Source organism: Lysinibacillus sphaericus (assembly GCF_002982115.1).
Taxonomy (GTDB): Bacteria; Bacillota; Bacilli; order Bacillales_A; family Planococcaceae; genus Lysinibacillus; species Lysinibacillus sphaericus.
In genome coordinates this window covers 1892912-1912043 of sequence record NZ_CP019980.1, presented here as the reverse complement: position 1 = coordinate 1912043, position 19132 = coordinate 1892912, and the positions used below count along the sequence as shown (strand labels likewise).

At 40.5% G+C, this 19132-nt stretch carries 20 protein-coding genes; all 20 read right to left on the bottom strand.

The window, feature by feature from the left end; translation table 11 throughout:
• Nucleotides 1-90 precede the first annotated feature (90 nt).
• On the bottom strand, nt 91-1146 hold the full coding sequence (locus LS41612_RS09580; protein ID WP_024361090.1) for an LLM class flavin-dependent oxidoreductase: 1056 nt from the start codon (nt 1144-1146) through the stop codon (nt 91-93).
• Nucleotides 1147-1159: 13 nt separating this feature from the next.
• Complete coding sequence (locus tag LS41612_RS09575) at nt 1160-2101, bottom strand: ring-cleaving dioxygenase (protein WP_024361091.1); 942 nt, start codon at nt 2099-2101, stop codon at nt 1160-1162.
• Between the two features lie 54 nt (nt 2102-2155).
• Nucleotides 2156-2599, bottom strand: coding sequence for a MarR family winged helix-turn-helix transcriptional regulator (locus LS41612_RS09570; protein ID WP_024361092.1), 444 nt, complete (start codon nt 2597-2599; stop codon nt 2156-2158).
• Nucleotides 2600-2694: 95 nt separating this feature from the next.
• Complete coding sequence (gene cdaS / locus LS41612_RS09565; RefSeq protein ID WP_024361093.1) at nt 2695-3315, bottom strand: sporulation-specific diadenylate cyclase CdaS; 621 nt, start codon at nt 3313-3315, stop codon at nt 2695-2697.
• A 168-nt stretch (nt 3316-3483) separates the two neighbouring features.
• On the bottom strand, nt 3484-3714 hold the full coding sequence (locus LS41612_RS09560) for a hypothetical protein (protein ID WP_024361094.1): 231 nt from the start codon (nt 3712-3714) through the stop codon (nt 3484-3486).
• A gap of 104 nt (nt 3715-3818) precedes the next feature.
• Entirely contained in the window at nt 3819-5813 is a 1995-nt protein-coding gene (locus tag LS41612_RS09555; protein ID WP_024361095.1) for a methyl-accepting chemotaxis protein, read from the bottom strand.
• A gap of 354 nt (nt 5814-6167) precedes the next feature.
• Nucleotides 6168-7103 (bottom strand): ribonuclease Z, encoded by a 936-nt coding sequence (gene rnz, locus LS41612_RS09550; protein WP_024361096.1) that lies wholly within the window; start codon nt 7101-7103, stop codon nt 6168-6170.
• Between the two features lie 97 nt (nt 7104-7200).
• On the bottom strand, nt 7201-8037 hold the full coding sequence (locus tag LS41612_RS09545) for a class I SAM-dependent methyltransferase (RefSeq protein ID WP_024361097.1): 837 nt from the start codon (nt 8035-8037) through the stop codon (nt 7201-7203).
• Nucleotides 8034-9533 (bottom strand): cobyric acid synthase, encoded by a 1500-nt coding sequence (locus LS41612_RS09540; protein ID WP_024361098.1) that lies wholly within the window; start codon nt 9531-9533, stop codon nt 8034-8036. The genes LS41612_RS09545 and LS41612_RS09540 overlap by 4 nt, the downstream gene beginning before the upstream one ends.
• Before the next feature lie 80 nt (nt 9534-9613).
• Nucleotides 9614-10150 (bottom strand): cob(I)yrinic acid a,c-diamide adenosyltransferase, encoded by a 537-nt coding sequence (locus LS41612_RS09535; RefSeq protein WP_024361099.1) that lies wholly within the window; start codon nt 10148-10150, stop codon nt 9614-9616.
• 14 nt (nt 10151-10164) lie between these two features.
• Entirely contained in the window at nt 10165-10725 is a 561-nt protein-coding gene (locus LS41612_RS09530) for a nitroreductase family protein (protein WP_024361100.1), read from the bottom strand.
• A gap of 52 nt (nt 10726-10777) precedes the next feature.
• Entirely contained in the window at nt 10778-11545 is a 768-nt protein-coding gene (cobA, locus tag LS41612_RS09525) for a uroporphyrinogen-III C-methyltransferase (protein WP_024361101.1), read from the bottom strand.
• Nucleotides 11542-12180, bottom strand: a complete 639-nt coding sequence (locus LS41612_RS09520) for a precorrin-2 dehydrogenase/sirohydrochlorin ferrochelatase family protein (protein ID WP_024361102.1) — start codon at nt 12178-12180, stop codon at nt 11542-11544. Before LS41612_RS09520 ends, cobA begins: the two co-directional genes overlap by 4 nt.
• The gene (locus tag LS41612_RS09515) at nt 12173-13540 is read right to left on the bottom strand and encodes a cobyrinic acid a,c-diamide synthase CobB (protein WP_024361103.1); all 1368 of its coding nucleotides are present in this window, start codon (nt 13538-13540) and stop codon (nt 12173-12175) included. Before LS41612_RS09515 ends, LS41612_RS09520 begins: the two co-directional genes overlap by 8 nt.
• Before the next feature lie 11 nt (nt 13541-13551).
• Nucleotides 13552-14673 (bottom strand): cobalt-precorrin 5A hydrolase, encoded by a 1122-nt coding sequence (locus tag LS41612_RS09510; protein WP_024361104.1) that lies wholly within the window; start codon nt 14671-14673, stop codon nt 13552-13554.
• On the bottom strand, nt 14666-15451 hold the full coding sequence (gene cobM, locus LS41612_RS09505; protein ID WP_024361105.1) for a precorrin-4 C(11)-methyltransferase: 786 nt from the start codon (nt 15449-15451) through the stop codon (nt 14666-14668). The genes LS41612_RS09510 and cobM overlap by 8 nt, the downstream gene beginning before the upstream one ends.
• Nucleotides 15451-16158, bottom strand: coding sequence for a precorrin-2 C(20)-methyltransferase (gene cobI, locus LS41612_RS09500; protein ID WP_024361106.1), 708 nt, complete (start codon nt 16156-16158; stop codon nt 15451-15453). Before cobI ends, cobM begins: the two co-directional genes overlap by 1 nt.
• Nucleotides 16151-17371, bottom strand: a complete 1221-nt coding sequence (locus LS41612_RS09495) for a bifunctional cobalt-precorrin-7 (C(5))-methyltransferase/cobalt-precorrin-6B (C(15))-methyltransferase (protein WP_029747080.1) — start codon at nt 17369-17371, stop codon at nt 16151-16153. The genes cobI and LS41612_RS09495 overlap by 8 nt, the downstream gene beginning before the upstream one ends.
• Nucleotides 17328-18461 carry a cobalt-precorrin-5B (C(1))-methyltransferase gene (locus LS41612_RS09490; protein WP_024361108.1) on the bottom strand — a complete coding sequence of 378 codons (1134 nt, stop codon included), beginning with the start codon at nt 18459-18461 and terminating at the stop codon, nt 17328-17330. Before LS41612_RS09490 ends, LS41612_RS09495 begins: the two co-directional genes overlap by 44 nt.
• Nucleotides 18461-19120, bottom strand: coding sequence for a precorrin-8X methylmutase (locus tag LS41612_RS09485; protein WP_024361109.1), 660 nt, complete (start codon nt 19118-19120; stop codon nt 18461-18463). Before LS41612_RS09485 ends, LS41612_RS09490 begins: the two co-directional genes overlap by 1 nt.
• Nucleotides 19121-19132: the final 12 nt, after the last annotated feature.

Sequence of the window (19132 nt, the reverse complement as noted above, 5' to 3'; positions counted from 1 at the left end):
TCTTTCAAGCTATCAGCGTTTTTTTGGCATTTGTGGCGATTGGGCTGATTTTCGTGGCGATTGCGCTCAGGTTAGTGGCAATTCCCAAACTTACTTTGCTGTATATTTTTTAATTGCTGGTATGATGTCATGGCCAATGATTTCGATATTCTTCATAATTTGATCGAAAGGTACGCCTCCAAAATCAATTTGTGCCATAAAACGTTGCATGCCATACAGTTCATATTGATAAAGCAACTTTTCAATAATTTGTTCTTTACTACCAACCATAAGGGCATCTCGTGTATCAATTGCTTCAGCAAATTGTTGTTTTGGATAACCACCCCCACGAATTGCTTGGAAGCCTCCATTAAGGTGAGGATACATATTTTGCAAAGCTTCTTTTGATGTATCAGCCACGTAAAATAAACTTGTTGTTGCTATCGGTAGCTTTTCTGCATCAAAACCACTTCGATCAGCTGCTTCACGATAAGCATCCACGGAAGGTTTAAAGTTAATAGCAGGTCCACCTAATGTCGTTAACATCATTGGAATGCCCATATAGCCAGCTTTTATGGCACTTGCAGGAGGACCACCAACCGCGCGCCAAATAGGCAATGCGCCATTTTTCGGCTGTGGTAAAATTTGCGCATTATGAAGCGGTGCTCTATACTGCCCTTCCCATGACACAAGCTCTTCTTCATTGAGCTTTTTTAACAGTGCTAATTTTTCCTCAAAAATTTCTTCGTAGTCTTGTAAATTGACACCTAGTAAATGATAGGCTCCAACGCGCGACCCTCGACCTGCGACAATTTCCGCACGTCCATCTGAAATTAAATCGATGGTGGCAAAATCCTCATAGACTCTTACTGGATCGGATACACTCAACACGGTGGCAGAACTTGCAATTTTTATTTTTTTCGTCGCTTGTGCAATGGCACCTAACACAACTGTATGGGCCTGTGTTGTAAAATACGACTGATGACTTTCCCCTACGCCAAAAACATCAATGCCAGCTTGCTCCGCTAATTGGCTCATTTCAATTAGCTCTTGTATACGTTGCTGAGCTGAAATCCGATGACCTGTTAAAGGGTTCGGAATATGATCTCCGAGTGAATAAAGTCCAAATTCTAAACCTGCTGATTGATCGATACGATAATTTTCCATTGTACGCTCCCCTTTAATCGAGTGGTTCTAAAATCGCTTCAATTTCTGTGCGCTGTGCTTCTAAAAATGGTGGCAAATCAAGTTCTCTTCCTAAATCCTCTATAGCAGAATCTACCGTAAAACCAGGCCCATCTGTTGCCATTTCAAAAAGAATGCCATTACGGTCTCTAAAATAAAGGCTCTGGAAGTAATAACGATCGACAACGCCTGTGCTGTCTAAACCGTGCGCTTTAATTACTGCATCCCATTGTTGAAGTTCTTCTACTGTAGCTACGCGCAGTGCAAGATGATGAATACTTCCTCGACCTGGTTTTTCACTTGGTCCTTCCAACTCCTTGACAATGATTTCACCCAACGTTTCGCCAGCAATTGACTGAAGTCGTACTTCTATGTCATCTTCCGTGACAACGCTATAGTCAAAAAGCTCTTGTAATAAATTTACTGTACGCTGTAAATAACGAACAGTCATTTCAACTGTGCCCATCCCTAAAATACGATGCGCTGATGCAATATCAGACCCATCCCATGCTTGCCACTCGGCTGGTATTGCTTGTCCATTATGATTTAACAGCACCATGCGCAAGCCTTCATGATCCTCAAAAAGCAAAGCATCTTTGCCTGCATATGTTGTAATATCACTGTGCTCCACTTGTAATAGCTCAAAACGTTTTTTCCAATATAGTAAACTATCATAGCTAGGTACTAATAAGCCAATGCGCGTAATGGCATTCGTTCCACGGACAGTACGTCCAGCTACAGGCATTTCAAAAAAAGTTAATTCTGTTCCGGCTGCCCCTGTAAGATCTCCATAAAATAAATGATACATCGAAGGAGAATCTTGATTGACTGTTTTTTTCACCCGACGTAAACCGAGGATTTTTGTGTAAAAATCGTTATTCTTTTTGCCATTTTTCGTTAACATTGAAATATGATGATGACCGCTAATTTTTTGCATATAAAGTCCTCCTAATGTTTTCACTTGACTACGCAAGTGATGAAGTAAAAAAAATCACACCTCGGGTAATTTTTTTTCTCGACTATGTTTTTCTAGTTTTGACAGCAGCGTATATAAAGCTTTCATTTCTTCTTCTGATAAAACCTCTTCAAAAAATGAGGATTGAAAGTGAAGTTGGCTTGGCGTAGCAGCATCGATCAATTCCATCCCTTTTACCGTGAGCGATATCGTTTTGGTCTTCCAATTTTGCTTGCGCTCTATAAGCCCCTCTTTTTCAAGGCGTGCAAGCATTCGTGACATACCACCTTGGGTCACAGTAACCTTTTCTGCTAGTTGTGATTGCGTTAATGGTGCATAGGTTTTGATTTGAATGAGCACATCAAACTGTGCAGTTGTTAAGTTAAAACGCTTTAAAAATTCATTCGATAGCTGATTACTTTGATTGGTAAAGCGCATCATCCGCAACCATGTAAGTGAGCCGAGTGTATGTTTTTCCATCACTTCGCCCTCCCTTCCTCGAACTGTAAACTCACTTTACCATGCAAGTGAGAACGGTGCAAGGAAAATATCTCGAATTTGAGATATTTTTTTTATTATAAAATTCCATGTGACGTAATCGGATGTAAGCTTCCGTTAAAAGCAAATGAAATTCTTCCCGTTTCTTCTGATATAACCATAATAAGGGCATCACTACGCTCACTTAAACCAATTGCAGCTCGATGTCTTGTACCGAGTTTTTTATCACCGGTATAAATATCTGACAGTGGAAGCACATTGGCCGCTGAAACAATGCGGTTGCTTCTAACTAACACAGCACCGTCATGGAGAGGATTACCTGGGAAAAAAATAGATTCTAATAAAGAATGCGTAAGTTCTGCACCAATATGAATTCCCGGCTTAATCAGATGATCTACGGCGTCTTTTCTTTCAAAGACAATTAATCCACCGTGTCGTCTTTTTGACATGTTTTGCACGCAAATTGATAGTTCTGGGTATTTTTCTGTAAATGGGGACAAATAGCAATTTAAATAAAACGTTGCCGCTTGCATTTCAATCGTTAAAAAGTTGCCTTTTATTTGCTCTAAATCTGTCAGTAGACAATCTTCTTGAGAATCCATTGAGGCTAAACTTTGCTGTAAAGAAGTAATGACTTGTTTAAGCTCTTCTTTTATTGTTTGCTTTAGTGGAGCAGCGTCACAGTTTGATTGCTTCATGTAACACACCTCTTTTTCTACATAATGATTCACCACTTCGTCCTATTAGTTTTCCTTGAAGGGAATTTTTTATTCGTATTTCGCTCATTTTGCCATTTTTGAAAGTCTAATAAAAAAACACGCTGCATTTTTTGATAATCCAAAAAATGCAACGCGTTGTCATAACTGCTACATATGACCAGCACGAATTTTTTTTATAATGCTAAAAGTTGTATAGGCCGCTGCAGGGGCAAGAACTGCAATAAGAATTAGCCATACTTTCAAGCTTTCAGTTGTTTTTAACACTTCATAATTTGAAATAACATAGATAATAAGTCCGCCTAGTAATAAATAGCTTAATACGTTGGGAAAGATAACAAGTAAACGTAAAACAGCTGGTGGCATCTTTTGTTGATCCATTCAACCACTCCCTTTTTACTTAATTATACGGAAATCATCTATTAAACGCACTATATTTCTATAATAAGACATGCTACTCATTATACGACGTCAACGATTATACTTTATACTTTATACTTTCCAGCAGATTGTTCTAGTTTTTCTGCTGTCCCATTTAGCATATCGATAATCGCCGTCATCTCATTCATGCTCGTTGCTTGATTTTGCGCTTTTTGTGCAACCGCATCTACACTAGCGGATGTCTGCTTGGCTAATAATGAAACATCTTCCATTGTAGCGGTTACTTCTTCCGTACTCGCGGCAATTTCTTCCGTTGAACTAGAAACTAAATCTACTTGCTCAGCTAACACTTGCACATCATTATGGATGCCTTCAAAGGATTGTCGAGCCTCACTTGCAATGGCGTGACCTGCATGTAAAACATCTGCTGTTGTATAGATAGTAGATACTATATTCGTCGTTTCTTTTTGGACATTCATCACAACATGTGAAATGCGATCTGCAGCAACTTTCGATTCCTCTGCTAATTTACGCACTTCCTCCGCAACAACGGCAAAGCCTTTACCAGCCTCACCGGCACGAGCTGCCTCGATTGATGCATTTAGTGCTAGCAAATTCGTTTGATCAGAAATACCTGTTATAACATTCGTAAATTCACCAATCATTGCAGATAGTTTTTCTAACTCCTGCATACTCGCAACTGAAAGATCTGTTTTTTGATGAACATCTTCCAATTGATTTTGCAAGCGATTCATAATGTGCAAACCATTATTGGCATTTTCTTCGGTGTTACGAGAAATCGTAGAAATTTCTGCAATCGAATCAGAAATATGCTGAATACTACGCGCTAATTCTTCCATAGATTGGGCGCTATCTTCTGTATTTTTTAATTGCCCAAATGAAGCTTGTGCAACTTGGTGCGATTCATCTTGAATATTGTGCGCTGAATCCAAAGTTTGATGGGCATTTCCATGAATAATGTACGTCGCCTCTTTTATTTGCGTAGCATCCTGTTTTAAATCTCTCATAATGTGTTGGAAGTTGTCCATCATCCCATTAAAAGATGTAACCAATTGACCAATCTCGTCGTTCGAACTTACATCAATCCGCTTCGTTAAATCTGCCTCTCCTTTGCTAATATCCTCTAGTGAATTACGCACTTTTAAAATACGAGAAACTTGTCGATTAATTGAAAAGCCTGTGATGAGGAATATAACACATACGACTATTATGGAGGCAATAATTGTCCCCAATAGTATATTCGATAACACTTCATTCGACACAATAATCGCTAAAGAGGTACCATTTGATAAAGGCTTTACATATTGTGTAACACGTTTCCCATCATAACGCCCAGAAAATTCAGTATTTTTTGCCGAAGTAAATTGCTCTTTCGTAAAGCCAATCTTAGTTAAATTTTTATCCGTTGTTGCAACAATGGGCTCTCCTTGTTCATTTACAACTGCTGCAAAAAGGACCGTTTTAGATAAATATTTGTTTAGTTCATTTATGTAATATTCACTGCCAATACTAGCTTCTAAATCTAACAGTTGTTGACCGTGTCTTGCTACTTGGATAATTTGGGGTGTAGCTGGATTCCAACTATTAACACCAACAAATTTAAAAAATTCGCTATCCACGTCGCGAATCTGTGCTTTTTGCACAATTTGTGTAGCGCGACCATCTAATAGCTGCATATATTCAGCAGCTTGTCCATTTGGATCGGAACCAAAATTAAAATCAATATATGGTGCTACCGATGTCACTGCCGTATTCCCTTTATCATCGGTACTCCAAATTTCGTCAATCCCGCCTCGTTCAGCGATTTCTTTTAAATCTTCATATGTAGCACCTTTGTCAATAATGTACGAAGCCATCACAGATTCCGCAATCATTTCCTTCTCCATAATTTCTTCTGCTTTTGCTCTGGATTGAATAGCCCCTTCCATGCCCATAACAATTGAGCTAGCGAGTGCCTCACCATTACTCTTGACGCTTTTATAGGTCGCCTGAAAAATGTAAACAGAAAATGCGCCAATTATTAACACCACGATGGCCATAATTTCCAGCATCATTTTCCATTTCATTGATTTCCCCATTGACTATTCCCCCTAAAGTAGGATTGTTTCCATTTCATCATACAACATCATTTCCCTACATTTAATGTAATTTTTCATAATTTTAAATAATAAATTTATTCTAACGATGAAATTGTCATTAATTTGTAATAAAAAATTACCTATCTATAAAGTTGCTAGAAAAATACCAATAGAATGGTCTTTTTCTCATATTTATTGTAAAAAAATAAGTTATTTTAGAAGTTTACTTTTTCTGTCCACGACTTTTTCTAGACTTATAGACCCAATAGAAAAACACCTATTTTAATGAAGGCTCATTAAAATAGGTGTTTCAATTTCAAAATAATTACTTTTCATCCAATGCATATAATTATACTAAAATAACAAATTATTATTATTCCAATAAAAAACCGCTTGGTCCGATGTAAGGAAGGTTTGTGGGAAAATGGCTTGTGCTTGGGCTAAAAAAATTGGTAAATCATGTGGTAAAAAACGTGCACTTAAATGGTTCAGAAGTAAATATTTCGCACCAGCTTTACTTGCTACCTTCGCTGCTTCTACATTGGTAGCGTGACCATAGCTCGCAGCTAAATCCGTAGTACTCCCATCAAATGTCGCCTCATGCACAACAACATCTGCTTGTTCAGCCAAGGAAATGGCTTGTTCACAATATTTTGTATCTCCCAAAATCGCAAGCGTAAAGCCTTTTTTCGGAGGTGCCACAACATCCTTTGCTTGAATAATGGTGCCATTATCAAGTGCAATATCTTGTCCTTTCTTTAACTGTCCAAGCAATGGTCCTTTCGGTACGCCGTAGGATTGGACTTTGTCCATCAGTAACTCACCAGGTAAATCCTTTTGCTCTATACGGTAACCAAAACAGGGCACGACATGTCGTAATTCACTTGCACGCACCGTAAATTTATCATCTTCGTAAATGACGCCTTCATGTACTTCTACAAATTGCAATGGATACGTTAAATGGGTTTTTGATAAAGCAAATGTCTGCTCTACCCATTGTTGTAAGCCGGCTGGGCCATAAATGGTCAACGGCTCATCTCCACCTTGAAATGAACGTGAGCTCAAAAATCCAGGTAAACCAAATATATGGTCGCCATGTAAATGGGTAATGAAAATTTTTGTCACTTTACGTGGCTTTAAAGACGTATGCAAAATTTGATGCTGGGTCGCCTCGCCACAATCAAAAAGCCACATTTCACCGTTTTCCTCTAATAGCTTAACCATTAATGCGCTCGTATTGCGCTCCTTCGAAGGCATGCCTGCTCCTGTTCCTAAAAAATGTAGTTGCATAACTGCCACCTCAATTCTTTTTCTGTTGTTCTATTGTACCTTATTGCGAAACATAAGAAAAACCTTTGGTGAAAGCAATCGCCAAAGGTTTTTCTTATTATTTCGGTTGCCATGATACAAGTGCTGCGTGGAAATCATGACGGTAGTAATAACGCCCATTTTTTTCTTCTATAAATGGAGCAAGTGAGTCCTCAACATGCGAGCGGTTAAAGTCTGTACTTAATATTTTTTTACTTTGCGTTGTCACAAGCTGGTCATACGTTTCATATTCATACGTACGCTCCAAAGGAATAATTGTACATTCTGCATAAATATCCATTTCATACAATAAATTTAAAAATTCAATATAATCTCTTCGGGGATATTTAATATCATAACCATATTTCTCATGTAATACTTCATAGTGTGGTTGAATTGGACCTGTAGTCATGCCAATAATTGCTCGCTTTTTAGCCAACCGATTCATGTGATATAATGCCGATTTAATTTCGTACATACGATAAAAACAGTTTACACCAAGCACAATGTCATGTGCTGTTAGCTCATTTTCTTCAAGTTTCTCCCACTTCGCATGGACATAGGAAATATGCTTGTTCTCTTGTAAACATTGTTGTAAATAATCAAGGATGCTGTCTGAGCTATCTACACACGTTAACTCTCGTACATAATCTGCAAGCGGGAATGTATAATTGCCCCACCCTGGTCCAATTTCAATCACTGAATGTTCTGGACGAATATGTTGCTTCATTGCTTCAAAAATAAGTGCTGCATAAGGATCCGTTTGCCCCGTTTTTTTGCGAGCGATCGATTGAGACCAAAATTGTTCCTCTAATTGATCGTTCACCATCCGCTCTGGCATTTGTCCTTGCCAATCCTTCATACCTTCTTGCCATAATGCTTCATAATTAATAGCTAATGGTCCTTTTCTTGTCATCCATTTACCTCAATTTTTAACATATCATATATTTTTTCCATATCCAAATTGGCACGCACATGTGATGCTAGCATATTGTAAGCATCTTCCCGTCGTTCCGCATCACTTTTGACTTCACTTGGTAATGTAACAAGCCCTTTTTTCGTACGCATTTCGTTAACAAGCTGACGTGTAAACGTACGATTATGGAAGATTCCGTGGAAATATGTACCGATTACTTGTTCATCCACACTTACTGCTCCATCTACACGACCATCTGCTAGCTGTAAAAAAGGTGACACTTCATCCCGTAAAATTTTTGTACGACCAAGATGAATCTCATAGCCTGTTAAAATAGCTTGCCCACGTGTTCCAGACATTTGTACGGTTTTTTTATCTCCTACAAATACGGTCTCCATCGGTAACAAGCCGAGACCTTGCGCTGACTCGCCATTTCCTTCTACGGCATCTGGATCTAATAACACTTCACCAAGCATTTGAAAACCGCCGCATATGCCAATAATTTTTGTTCCGCGAGCGCGTAGGTTTGTAATTGCTTGTTCAAAGCCTTGTGCCTTCAGCCATGCTAAATCGTCCATTGTACTTTTAGTGCCCGGTAGGATAAGCAAATCTGGTGTGCCCAACTCTGTCACATTGCCGATTAAACGTACCCCTACCTCTGGCTCATCAAAAAATGGGTCAATATCAGTAAAATTTGAAATGCGAGGTAAACGAATCATCGCCACGTCTACTGGAAATTCGCCAGGCTTTGGCTTTTTAAAGCGTAAGGCAGACAGTGCTAATGAATCTTCCGCTTCAATATTGACATCAACATAAGGTACAACACCTAGAACAGGGATGCCTGTTTCTCGCTCGACCCATTCAATGCCATCATCTAATAGCTCGCGCATACCACGGAATTTGTTAATAATCAGCCCTTTAACACGGGCACGCTCTGCATCATCAAGCAATGCAAGCGTCCCGATAATGGAGGCAAATACACCACCGCGGTCAATATCAGCAACTAAAACAACAGCTGCATCGGCTAAATGAGCCATGCGCATATTGGCGATATCGCGATCCTTTAAATTAATTTCAGCTGGGCTACCGGCACCTTCTAATACAATAACATCATATGTATTTTGTAACGTACGAACCGACTTCTCTACAATCGGCATGGCTTCTTGGACAAATTGATTGCGATAGCTTTTCGCATCCATATTTAAAAAATGCTTGCCGTGGACAATGACCTCTGATACCATATCCTGCTTTGGTTTCAGTAAAATCGGATTCATATCAGTTGTCGCCACAACCCTTGCCGCTTCAGCTTGAACCCCTTGTGCACGCCCAATTTCTCCGCCATCCTCTGTTACAAATGAGTTTAGCGCCATATTTTGAGATTTAAATGGCACTACTCTCAACCCATCATCAGAAAAAATACGACATAATGCCGTACATATCATACTTTTTCCAACGTCAGAGGCTGTTCCTTGAATCATAATTGATTTTGCTGACATTTTGATTTTCCTCCTAACAACACTAAGGAAGATTAGACTATCCCCCAATGCGTATATGATCGAAATGAATCCAGTTGATGTTAAAATTCAAGGCCTTTGACAGCAGGAATTCCTTCTTCATAGTAATGTTTCGTTGCATCAATTGTTGACACCAAATCTGCCATAGCAACAAGAGCAGGATTAGCACTGCGTCCTGTTACGACAAGATGCATTGTAGAAGGGCGATGTGCAATGGCTTCAAGCACTTCAGCTAATGGCAGCACATCATCAATCGGAAATTTAGTAATGGCAAGTGCATTGTTCAGCTCATCTAACACAAGTAAATCAATGCTGTCATCTTGTAAAGCTTCCTTTGTTTTTTGCCATGCCTTCGCTAATGCAACACGGTGCTCCTCTGGTGTTTTCGTCCATGTAAAGCCTATGCCCATTTGCTCCATTTCTACGCCAAGTTTGGAAAGGGCAATTTGCTCACCATACGTACGCTCTGGTGATTTGATAAATTGCATATAACGCACATGTAAACCACGCCCTACTGCGCGCAATGTTACACCAAGAGAAGCTGTTGTTTTACCTTTGCCATCACCTGTATATACCAAAAACAAACCTTTTCTAGCCATTTTCCCTACCCCCTTTAAAGCCAAGTGGTTTTTTCTTCAAATGATGTACGCTTTTTATCTTTAAGCTCTTGTTCTTCTGGATAACCTATAAAAATAGTACCGACAACTTTTTGATTTTGGTCCGCACCGATAAATGTATGCATACGTGCATCATGAACAAGCCCAACACCTCGTGTCCGCCACACAAATCCTAGCCCTAGCTCCTCTGCGGCTAACCACATAGACATAATGGCACTACAAACAGCGAAAATATTATCTGCTGTAGCATCTTCATCATTCTCCACCATATCAGCAGTCACTACAATGGCAACAGGCGTCGTTTGCACAACTTTTAATGAACTCTCCACTAAATGAGGCTTCGTTGGAAAACGTTCTTGCAAATAAGTACTTGCCATTTTCTCATAGCGCTTCATTGCATCATTTTGTAAAACATAAAAATGCCACGGCTCACGCATGCGGTCGTTCGGTGCATAGGTTGCTGCTTGTAAAATTTGTTCAATTTTTTCCTTTTCTACTGGCTGTGTTGTATAGTTGCGAATGGCACGACGATTTTTTAACGCTTCGATTACTGTCATGATGATGTCCTCCTTTAAGTAGGTCTTTTTAGTCAACTGCTCTGTTGTCTGACTAGCTAAAAGCGAGCCCTTGCTCTTCAAACCATTGTATTTTTTCACGTACGTTGACTACATCTCCAACGACAATCATAGAAGGATTATGATATCCCTCCCGTTCAATAATGCTAGCAATATTGTGAAGTGGCCCAGTTATCGTGCGCTGTTGTTCGGTAGTACCCCATTCAATAACCGCCACAGGTGTAGTTGCTGGACGTCCATTTTCGATAAGCTTTTTTGAAATATAGGCAATGTTTCCAACACTCATATAAAAAGCGACTGTATCAATTCCAGTTGCGAGTGCTGGCCAATTTAAAAAATCTTGCCCCTTTTGCTCGCGCCCATGACCTGTCACAAGTGCAAAGCTTGTGGCAAAATCTCTATGGGTCACAGGAATACCTGCATAAGCAGGAGCTGCAATGCCAGCCGTAATACCTGGTACTACTTCATAGGCTATACCATTATTTTTTAATATTTCTGCTTCTTCAGCACCACGGCCGAAAACAAAAGGATCGCCACCCTTTAAACGTGTTACGACTTTGCCCTCTTGAGCTTTCTCAACAAGCAATGTATTAATTTCATCTTGAATAAGGTGGTGCTTACCAGGCAATTTACCACAGTACACAAGATCAGCATCTTTTTTCGCAAATTCTAATAATTTTGGATTCACTAGACGATCGTATGCAATGACATCGGCCTTTTGAATACATTCCAGCCCATATACTGTAATGAGCTTAGGATCTCCTGGGCCAGCTCCTACTAAATATACAATTCCCTCTTTCATCGCGTTTCTCCCGTCAATAGTTGTTGTAAAAATGCCTCTCGTCGATCAATTTCCCCATTACGTGTCCATTCTAATAGGTTTGGCTCAAGAAGTGCTTGTAACGCTGCACGTCTTTGCTCACCTTTTTCAAAATTGGCTGCAACCATTAGTCGAGCTTGCTGTAAAAAACAAACATAATCTTCATAAATAGCATCAAATTGCTCAGCTAAATCTTGTTTTATTTTTCGTGCAAGAGCTGGGCTTGCTCCAGATGTAGATACCGTCAGCACTAAAGGACCGCGACGAACAGTTGCTGGTGTAATAAAATCACTTTCACCTTGCACATCTGCGCGATTTAAGAGCTGCCAATGTTGGGCTGCCTCTTGTACCGCATCGTTGACGTTGGTATCATTTGTCGCAGCGATAATAAGCGTTGCATCATCTAAATCACGTGGTTCAAATTCCTTGGCACGCCATGTAATTTCGCCTGATTTGACAAGGGGCACTAAAGTGTCATGTAAAGTCGGACTAACGACGACAATGTTTGCTTTCGCTGGTAGTAGGGAAGCAACCTTTTGAGTCGCTACATGCCCACCACCAACAATGACAACTGTTTTAAATTCGATATTGAGATGGATAGGAAAATAATTAGTCATATGTTTTCACCTTCTTACAAGCAGTTAACCAGTTATCTACTAGCTTAGGGTTAGAAACAAAATGAAAATGCGTATACCCCGCTACTACATTGCCTGTTTGATAACCTTCTTGTTTTTTGCCAAAACGTCCTTGTGTTTCGTAAGCGGGCGTATCGTGTGTACCACTGTATGTGGAATAATGGAATTCATGGCCCTTTGCTTCTTCATTTTTTCCGATTAAAAAGTTAGACGCAGTGCCAAAAATTTCACGATAACCAAGTGCTGCAAGCTTTGTTTGCATCATTACTTCACCCGGAATAACACCTAGCATTTCATAGCGCTCACCTTGGCTGTTCGTAATCGCTTCTGTTAAATACATAAAACCTCCACATTCAGCTAATGTAGGACAACCTTTTGCAATTGCCTCACGAATGGAATGTTTTACGACCGTATTTTTTGCAAGTATATCGGCAAATTCCTCTGGGAACCCCCCACCAATATAAAGACCATCTGCTTCAGCAGGAACAGGTTCATTAGCAAGTGGTGAGAAAAATTGCAAAGTGGCTCCTTTTGCTCGTAATAATGCTAAATTTTCTTCGTAATAGAAGTTGAATGCCGCATCTTTTGCAACAGCAATACAAATATTTTTTGATGGCTGTGCCGCAAATAGCTGACCTGTCTCTTGTAGGACAGGTGCCTTTGTTAAAGCTAACAATAAATCCAAATCAATCGTCTCTGCCATTAAAGCACCTAGCTTGTCAAAAAATGTATCAAGCTCACCTCGTTCAATAGCTGGAATAAGCCCTAAATGACGACTTGGAATGTCAATGCCTGTTTCTCGCTTTAAATAGCCGATAACAGGAATACCACATTCTTGCTCAATCGCAGCTTTGGCAATTTCATAGTGACCGACACTACCTACTTGATTGGCAATAACGCCAACAATAGTAGGCTTGTCAGATAGAAGTTGAAAGCCCTTGACTACAGCAGCTACACTGCGAGCCATACTTGCGCAATTGACGATTAAAATCACAGGGCTTTCTGTAACGACACTGATTTCTGCTGCCGAACCTTCATCCGATAATGGACTTTTACCATCGTAAAAGCCCATCACCCCTTCAATAATTGAGACGTCTGCATCTTTGCTTGCACGTGCAACAATATCTCGGACTGCATCATGCGAAAACATCCAGCTATCAATATTCCGTGATACTCGTCCTGTTACCGCTGTATGATAACTAGGGTCAATATAATCTGGACCACATTTAAACCCTTGCACGACATTGCCTTTTTCTTGCAATGCTTTCATCAGTCCTATCGTGAATGTTGTCTTACCAACGCCACTACCTGTCCCTGCAAGTACAAAGCGATTTGTTTGCATAAGCCCCCTCCTTAAAATACTAATCTTGCTACTGAAATCGTAGCATTGCCTGATTTTTTCTTAGTTAATACGAGCGATTCCACCTGTGCATAACGCATCGCAGCTGGTTCACTTACGCCATAAGCCCCTGTATATTTAAAGACCGTTTCAGAGGGTGATGGAAAATTTATTTCATTTAATTGTGCTGGCGTATATGTTACGAACTCCCAATCATACTTTTTCGTTAGTTCAATAAAGCACGTTTCATCTTTCTTCAAATCAATTGTACACAATGCTTTGACACTTTTTTTCGATAGCTTTAATTCAGCTAGTGTTTCATCAATCAGCTGTTCAATTTCCTCAACAGACGTCCCACGGTTACAACCCATACCAAGGACAACTGATTTTGGTCGATAAATAACACCATTCTCTAACAGCACTTCTTCCTCTTGTTCAATGAGTCGATCGGTAATCAATAGCGTAGCATGCGGTTGCGCTAAAATTGCCGCTTGTGTTGAAGGATAAATTTTTATTTGTTCCGGCATTGGCGTATCACGCATCCACCAATCACGTTCACCCGTTTCCTGTACAATCGCCACATGTTCTTCATTAACGACTGAGGCACTAACTGGTGTTAATTTATCAGCACTGTCCCATACCCAGCCAAAACGTGCCCCAAATAAATCAACGGGAATTGTTTTTTGAACGTCAGAAGCTGTTGTGATAATAGGATTTGCTCCTAGTGCCGCTGCCACTTCATGTGTTAGCTCATTGGCGCCACCTAAATGGCCCGATAACACACTAATGACATTCTCGCCTCTATCATCAATCACTACAACACCTGGGTCAGTCTTCTTATCTTGTAAAATAGGTGCAATCATGCGCACAACCGCACCAAGTGAAATAATTAATATTAAGCCTTTATACTGTTTAAAAAGTGTTGGCAGTAATAAACGAACCGTTCCAGTAAAAAGCTGAATATGCTTTTCATCTTCGTCGCCCTGTTCAAACTTACTCATATAATATAAATCGCTTGCTGCAAAAGTCTGCTGTAGTTTGCGTCCGATTTGCACACCATGCTTGGTAATGGCAACCACTGCATAGGGATTGCGCTGCTCCACTTCAGGTAGCATACCTTCTTGTAATTCAATCACTTGTCTTCACACCTTTGCGGAAGCCATGTGTAAAGGTCGCATCATATAATTTCGAACGGTACTCATCCTTATCATGAATATCCGGGTCTAATGCCCATCCTGCTAAAATCATGGCATGCTTGCGAATACCATTGACACGCATTGCCTCATCTAGCTCAACTAATGTCGTACGGACAATTTTTTGATCTGGCCATGTGGCACGTTGAATAACCGCAACCGGTGTATGATCAGCCCATCCAGCACTTTGCAATTCTTTGACGATTTTTTTTGTTAGCGTGGCACTTAAGAACAGCGCAATCGTACAATGATGGCTAGCAAGATCTCGTAGCTTTTCAAACTCTGGTACAGGAGTACGTCCTTCTGCACGTGTTAAAATAAGCGTTTGTGTTAAATCAGGAATCGTTAACTCGGCACCAATCGCTGCGGCTGAAGCAAATACCGAACTAACCCCCGGAATCACTTCGTAGCCAATTCCTTCCTTCTTTAATAATGCAACTTGCTCCATAATGGCACCATACATCGCTGGATCACCTGTATGCATACGCGCGACTACTTTCCCTGCATTGACACGCTCAACCATGACGGCAACCATTTCTTCTAAATGCATGCCGGCTGTTCGAATTACTTCCGCATCTGGCTTTGCTTTTGCGATCAGGTCTTCATTTACTAATGAATCTGTATACATCACAACGTCCGCTGTTTGTAGCATATGTAAACCCTTGACAGTAATTAAATCGGGGTCCCCTGGGCCTGCACCGACAATATATATTTTTTTCATTATTTACGCACCACCATTAACGTTAAATATTCTAAATCAACACCGTCTAGTTCACGTACATCCCAAATAATTTCCTCATCAGATGTTACCTTTGTGACAACGGAAGCTTTATCAAGTAAATCTAAATCACGCAGTACTTCTAGCATTAAATCAATTACTTTTGCTACTTTTATAAATACGACAGCATCATGGCTTTCTATCGCTTCACGCATCGCTTCATAATTATCATGGGCTGGTATAATGGCAACTCGATCATCTCCATCAGCAAGGGCAATGCCTAAACGAGACGCAGAACCGTTGAATGAAGAAATGCCCGGTACAGTGCGAATTTCTACATCTGGATGCATGTCCTGCATAAGCTTCATCATATGGATAAACGTACTATATAGCAGAGGGTCCCCTTCTGTCACAAACGCTACGTCCTTCCCTTCTTGCAATTTACCATAGACCAGTTCAACAGACTTCGTCCATTCACGCTCTAAGACGGCTTCATCTTTTGTCATGGGGAAAACGAGACCTAGCATATCTTTTTCCTCTGGGTTGATATAAACATCTACAATACGATGCGCGTAACTTTTGCTACCTTTTAACTTTTTAGGGTACGCAATAACAGGCGACTCCTGAATAACGCGGAATGCCTTTACTGTAATTAATTCTGGATCGCCAGGGCCAACGCCTAAGCCATATAAAATGCCAAGATTACTCATGATTTTCTTCCTTTCGATATGCCGAAATAATATAAATTGGGTTTAATGGGACAAAGCGCGTCATATCTAAAATTGGTTTACTACGCGCAAGTTGTGCCTGTAAAATTTCCACTGCAAAGCCACATGTCTTAAACGCCTCGACTGCTTTATATAAATTTTCAATAGTTGCCGCATTTAAGACAATGCGACCATTTGGCTTTAAACGGGTACAACACAACTGTAATAGCTCGACCATTTCCCCGCCTGTACCGCCGATAAAAATGGCATCTGGATCTGGGAATTGTTCTAGTCCAGCTGGCGCTTTACTATGAATAGCTGTTATATCAACACGGAATTTTTGTTGATTTTGCAGACAGTTTTCTAAATCAGGTGCATTTTTTTCCACAGCGAAAACTTGTCCTTCTGGTGCAAGTTTTCCTGCTTCAATGGCCATGGAACCTGTGCACGTACCTACATCCCAAATCGTACTGTCCTTTTGAAGTTGCATTGCTTGCAAACTTAATACACGGATTTCCTTTTTCGTAATAAGTCCTTTGTCCGGCTTACGTTGTGAAAACGCTTCATCATCAATGCCAAGTGCATAGCGCTTTGGAGCTGATGTTTGCTGTAAAATCACGACATTTAGCGGGGAAAACTTTGCTTCTTCTAATTCATCAAGAGAGTACCAGCCATATTTTTCATCAGCACCTTGTAAATTTTCTGCAACAAAAGCACGGTATTCCGTCATGCCAAAATGCTTTAAATAGCGTGCGAGCGCATTTGGATTATTATCGGCGTCTGTCAGCAATGCCACTTTCTTTTTGCCATCAATACGTTGTGCCAAGCCTTTTATTGGGCGCCCATGAATACTTGTTACATAGGCATCCTGCCAGCTCTCACCCATTTTTGAAAAAGCGAGCTGTACGGAACTCATATATGGATATACTTCAATCGTAAGCTTTTTTGCTAAATAGCCTCCGATGCCGTAAAAAAGTGGATCACCTGACGCTAAAATAACGGTCTTTCGCGTTTCTTCAGATAGTCTTTCAACGAGCGACGAAAGCCCACCCTTAATGACGATTTTTTCGCCTGTAAAGCTTGGGAAAAAATCAAGGACACGCTCACCACCAACGAGCACTTCACAGTCTGTAATCCACTGTCTATACTGTGGAAGTAAACTTTCCTGTCCGTTATCCCCGATCCCAATCAATTTCATCGATTGATGCAATGTCATCAGCCCTTCCTAGTAATTGTCCCTGCATCGAATAAATCGATGTGGAGAGCGTCAAGCCACCTCTAATATGGTGTAATGATGAATAACAACACGCTTCACATAAATGATGAAAAAATGCATCATAACCTTTTTCCGCCATCATTTCACCAACTTGAGAGGCGGTATTCGCTGCTCTAACTTGTTCAACAGTCTCTTCATCTGCCCCAATATCTGTAGCTAACTGTGCTAAAAAATTAAAATCAATCGCAGCACTTTTGGAGTGCACCATCATCACCCCTTGCGCTACCTTTGAAAATTTCCCCATCATGCCAACGAGCGATACGCGCTTAATGCCAAGCCGTTTACAATGCTTTAACGTAAAGCCGACAAAATCACCCATTTCAATAAATGCTTCCTCAGGTAATGCAGGATACTCAGCCATGCCAAACTTTTCGCTACGTCCACCTGTTGTCACAACAACATGGTCACAGCCAGCAGCCCTTGCAACACTAATAGCTTGGACAATGCTTGCCATATAAGCGGAACTCGAAAAAGGCACGACGGTTCCCCTTGTGCCTAAAATGGAAATGCCACCAAGTATGCCGAGCCGTCCATTCAATGTTTTTTTCGCTATTTCCTCACCATCTGGTACAGAAATAACAACATTAACGCCGCGTGTAATTTGAAAATCATCTAGCACATCTTGCACGGTACTATGTATCATCTTACGAGGTACAGGATTGATGGCGGCTTCTCCAACAGCAACGGGCAAGCCGGGCTTTGTTACTCGCCCGACCCCAATACCCCCATCTAAATGAATCCCTGGTGTATCAGCCCAACTTACCGTACCAATAATGAGGGCTTTATGTGTTGCATCTGGGTCATCACCAGCATCCTTTATTGTTTCGCAACTTACTTCGTTATGACCGAACGTACATTTTTCTATCGTAAACGTTGCATCTCGCCCTATTGGCAGATGAATCGTACTCGTTTCTTGTTCTTCATTCGTAATAAGTGCTAGCAAAGCGGCCTTCGTAACGGCTGTTGCACAGGCTCCTGTTGTATAACCGTGACGCATGTCTTTAGGATCCTTTTTTGGCTTCCGCTCCATTATTTTTTCGCCTGTTCGTCCGCTAATAATGAAATGGCATTTAATGCAGCAACCGTCACTGTACTACCGCCTTTACGCCCAACATTTGTAATATATGGAATACCTTCTATTTTCAATAACTCTTCTTTCGACTCCGCTGCTGAAACAAAGCCTACTGGCATACCAATAATTAAATCTGGCTTTGCTAAACCTTCTTTGATTAGTCGAATTAATTCTAGTAAAGCAGTTGGGGCATTCCCAATCGCATAAATACCACCTTCGTGTAATTTTGACGCTTTTTGCATCGAGATAATAGCGCGTGTTGTATTTTGTTTTTTCGCTTCAATCGACACATCTTCATCTGCGATATAGCAGTGTAAATCTCCGCCATGTTTTTGGAAACGTTTTTTACCTGAACCACTTTCTATCATTTGCACATCTGCAATAACATGACGTCCTGCAAGAATTGACTTAATCCCTGCTTCAATCGCTCCTGGTGTAATAATTACACTACGTCCTAATTCAAAGTCTGCCGAAGCATGGATTATGCGGCGGACAACTTTCCACTCATCCTCTGAAAAATCATGTTCGCCCATTTCCTCTGCAATAATTGAGAAACTATAATCATAAATTTTATCTGGGTCTACTGTTAATGGTTTAAAATCTGTTTTGAAGTCCATTTAAATTGCCTC

Excerpts from the sequence above, each read along its gene's own strand:
- LS41612_RS09515 (WP_024361103.1), bottom strand. The coding sequence starts at position 13,540 with ATGCAAACAAATCGCTTTGTACTTGCAGGGACAGGTAGTGGCGTTGGT.
- LS41612_RS09555 (WP_024361095.1), bottom strand. The coding sequence starts at position 5,813 with ATGGGGAAATCAATGAAATGGAAAATGATGCTGGAAATTATGGCCATC.
- LS41612_RS09570 (WP_024361092.1), bottom strand. The coding sequence starts at position 2,599 with ATGGAAAAACATACACTCGGCTCACTTACATGGTTGCGGATGATGCGC.
- cobM (WP_024361105.1), bottom strand. The coding sequence starts at position 15,451 with ATGAAAAAAATATATATTGTCGGTGCAGGCCCAGGGGACCCCGATTTA.
- LS41612_RS09560 (WP_024361094.1), bottom strand. The coding sequence starts at position 3,714 with ATGGATCAACAAAAGATGCCACCAGCTGTTTTACGTTTACTTGTTATC.
- LS41612_RS09520 (WP_024361102.1), bottom strand. The coding sequence starts at position 12,180 with ATGACTAATTATTTTCCTATCCATCTCAATATCGAATTTAAAACAGTT.
- LS41612_RS09495 (WP_029747080.1), bottom strand. The coding sequence starts at position 17,371 with ATGACATTGCATCAATCGATGAAATTGATTGGGATCGGGGATAACGGA.
- cobA (WP_024361101.1), bottom strand. The coding sequence starts at position 11,545 with ATGAAAGAGGGAATTGTATATTTAGTAGGAGCTGGCCCAGGAGATCCT.
- LS41612_RS09485 (WP_024361109.1), bottom strand. The coding sequence starts at position 19,120 with ATGGACTTCAAAACAGATTTTAAACCATTAACAGTAGACCCAGATAAA.
- LS41612_RS09545 (WP_024361097.1), bottom strand. The coding sequence starts at position 8,037 with ATGACAAGAAAAGGACCATTAGCTATTAATTATGAAGCATTATGGCAA.
- LS41612_RS09535 (WP_024361099.1), bottom strand. The coding sequence starts at position 10,150 with ATGGCTAGAAAAGGTTTGTTTTTGGTATATACAGGTGATGGCAAAGGT.
- LS41612_RS09530 (WP_024361100.1), bottom strand. The coding sequence starts at position 10,725 with ATGACAGTAATCGAAGCGTTAAAAAATCGTCGTGCCATTCGCAACTAT.
- LS41612_RS09540 (WP_024361098.1), bottom strand. The coding sequence starts at position 9,533 with ATGTCAGCAAAATCAATTATGATTCAAGGAACAGCCTCTGACGTTGGA.
- LS41612_RS09575 (WP_024361091.1), bottom strand. The coding sequence starts at position 2,101 with ATGCAAAAAATTAGCGGTCATCATCATATTTCAATGTTAACGAAAAAT.
- LS41612_RS09490 (WP_024361108.1), bottom strand. The coding sequence starts at position 18,461 with ATGGAGCGGAAGCCAAAAAAGGATCCTAAAGACATGCGTCACGGTTAT.
- LS41612_RS09580 (WP_024361090.1), bottom strand. The coding sequence starts at position 1,146 with ATGGAAAATTATCGTATCGATCAATCAGCAGGTTTAGAATTTGGACTT.
- rnz (WP_024361096.1), bottom strand. The coding sequence starts at position 7,103 with ATGCAACTACATTTTTTAGGAACAGGAGCAGGCATGCCTTCGAAGGAG.
- cdaS (WP_024361093.1), bottom strand. The coding sequence starts at position 3,315 with ATGAAGCAATCAAACTGTGACGCTGCTCCACTAAAGCAAACAATAAAA.
- cobI (WP_024361106.1), bottom strand. The coding sequence starts at position 16,158 with ATGAGTAATCTTGGCATTTTATATGGCTTAGGCGTTGGCCCTGGCGAT.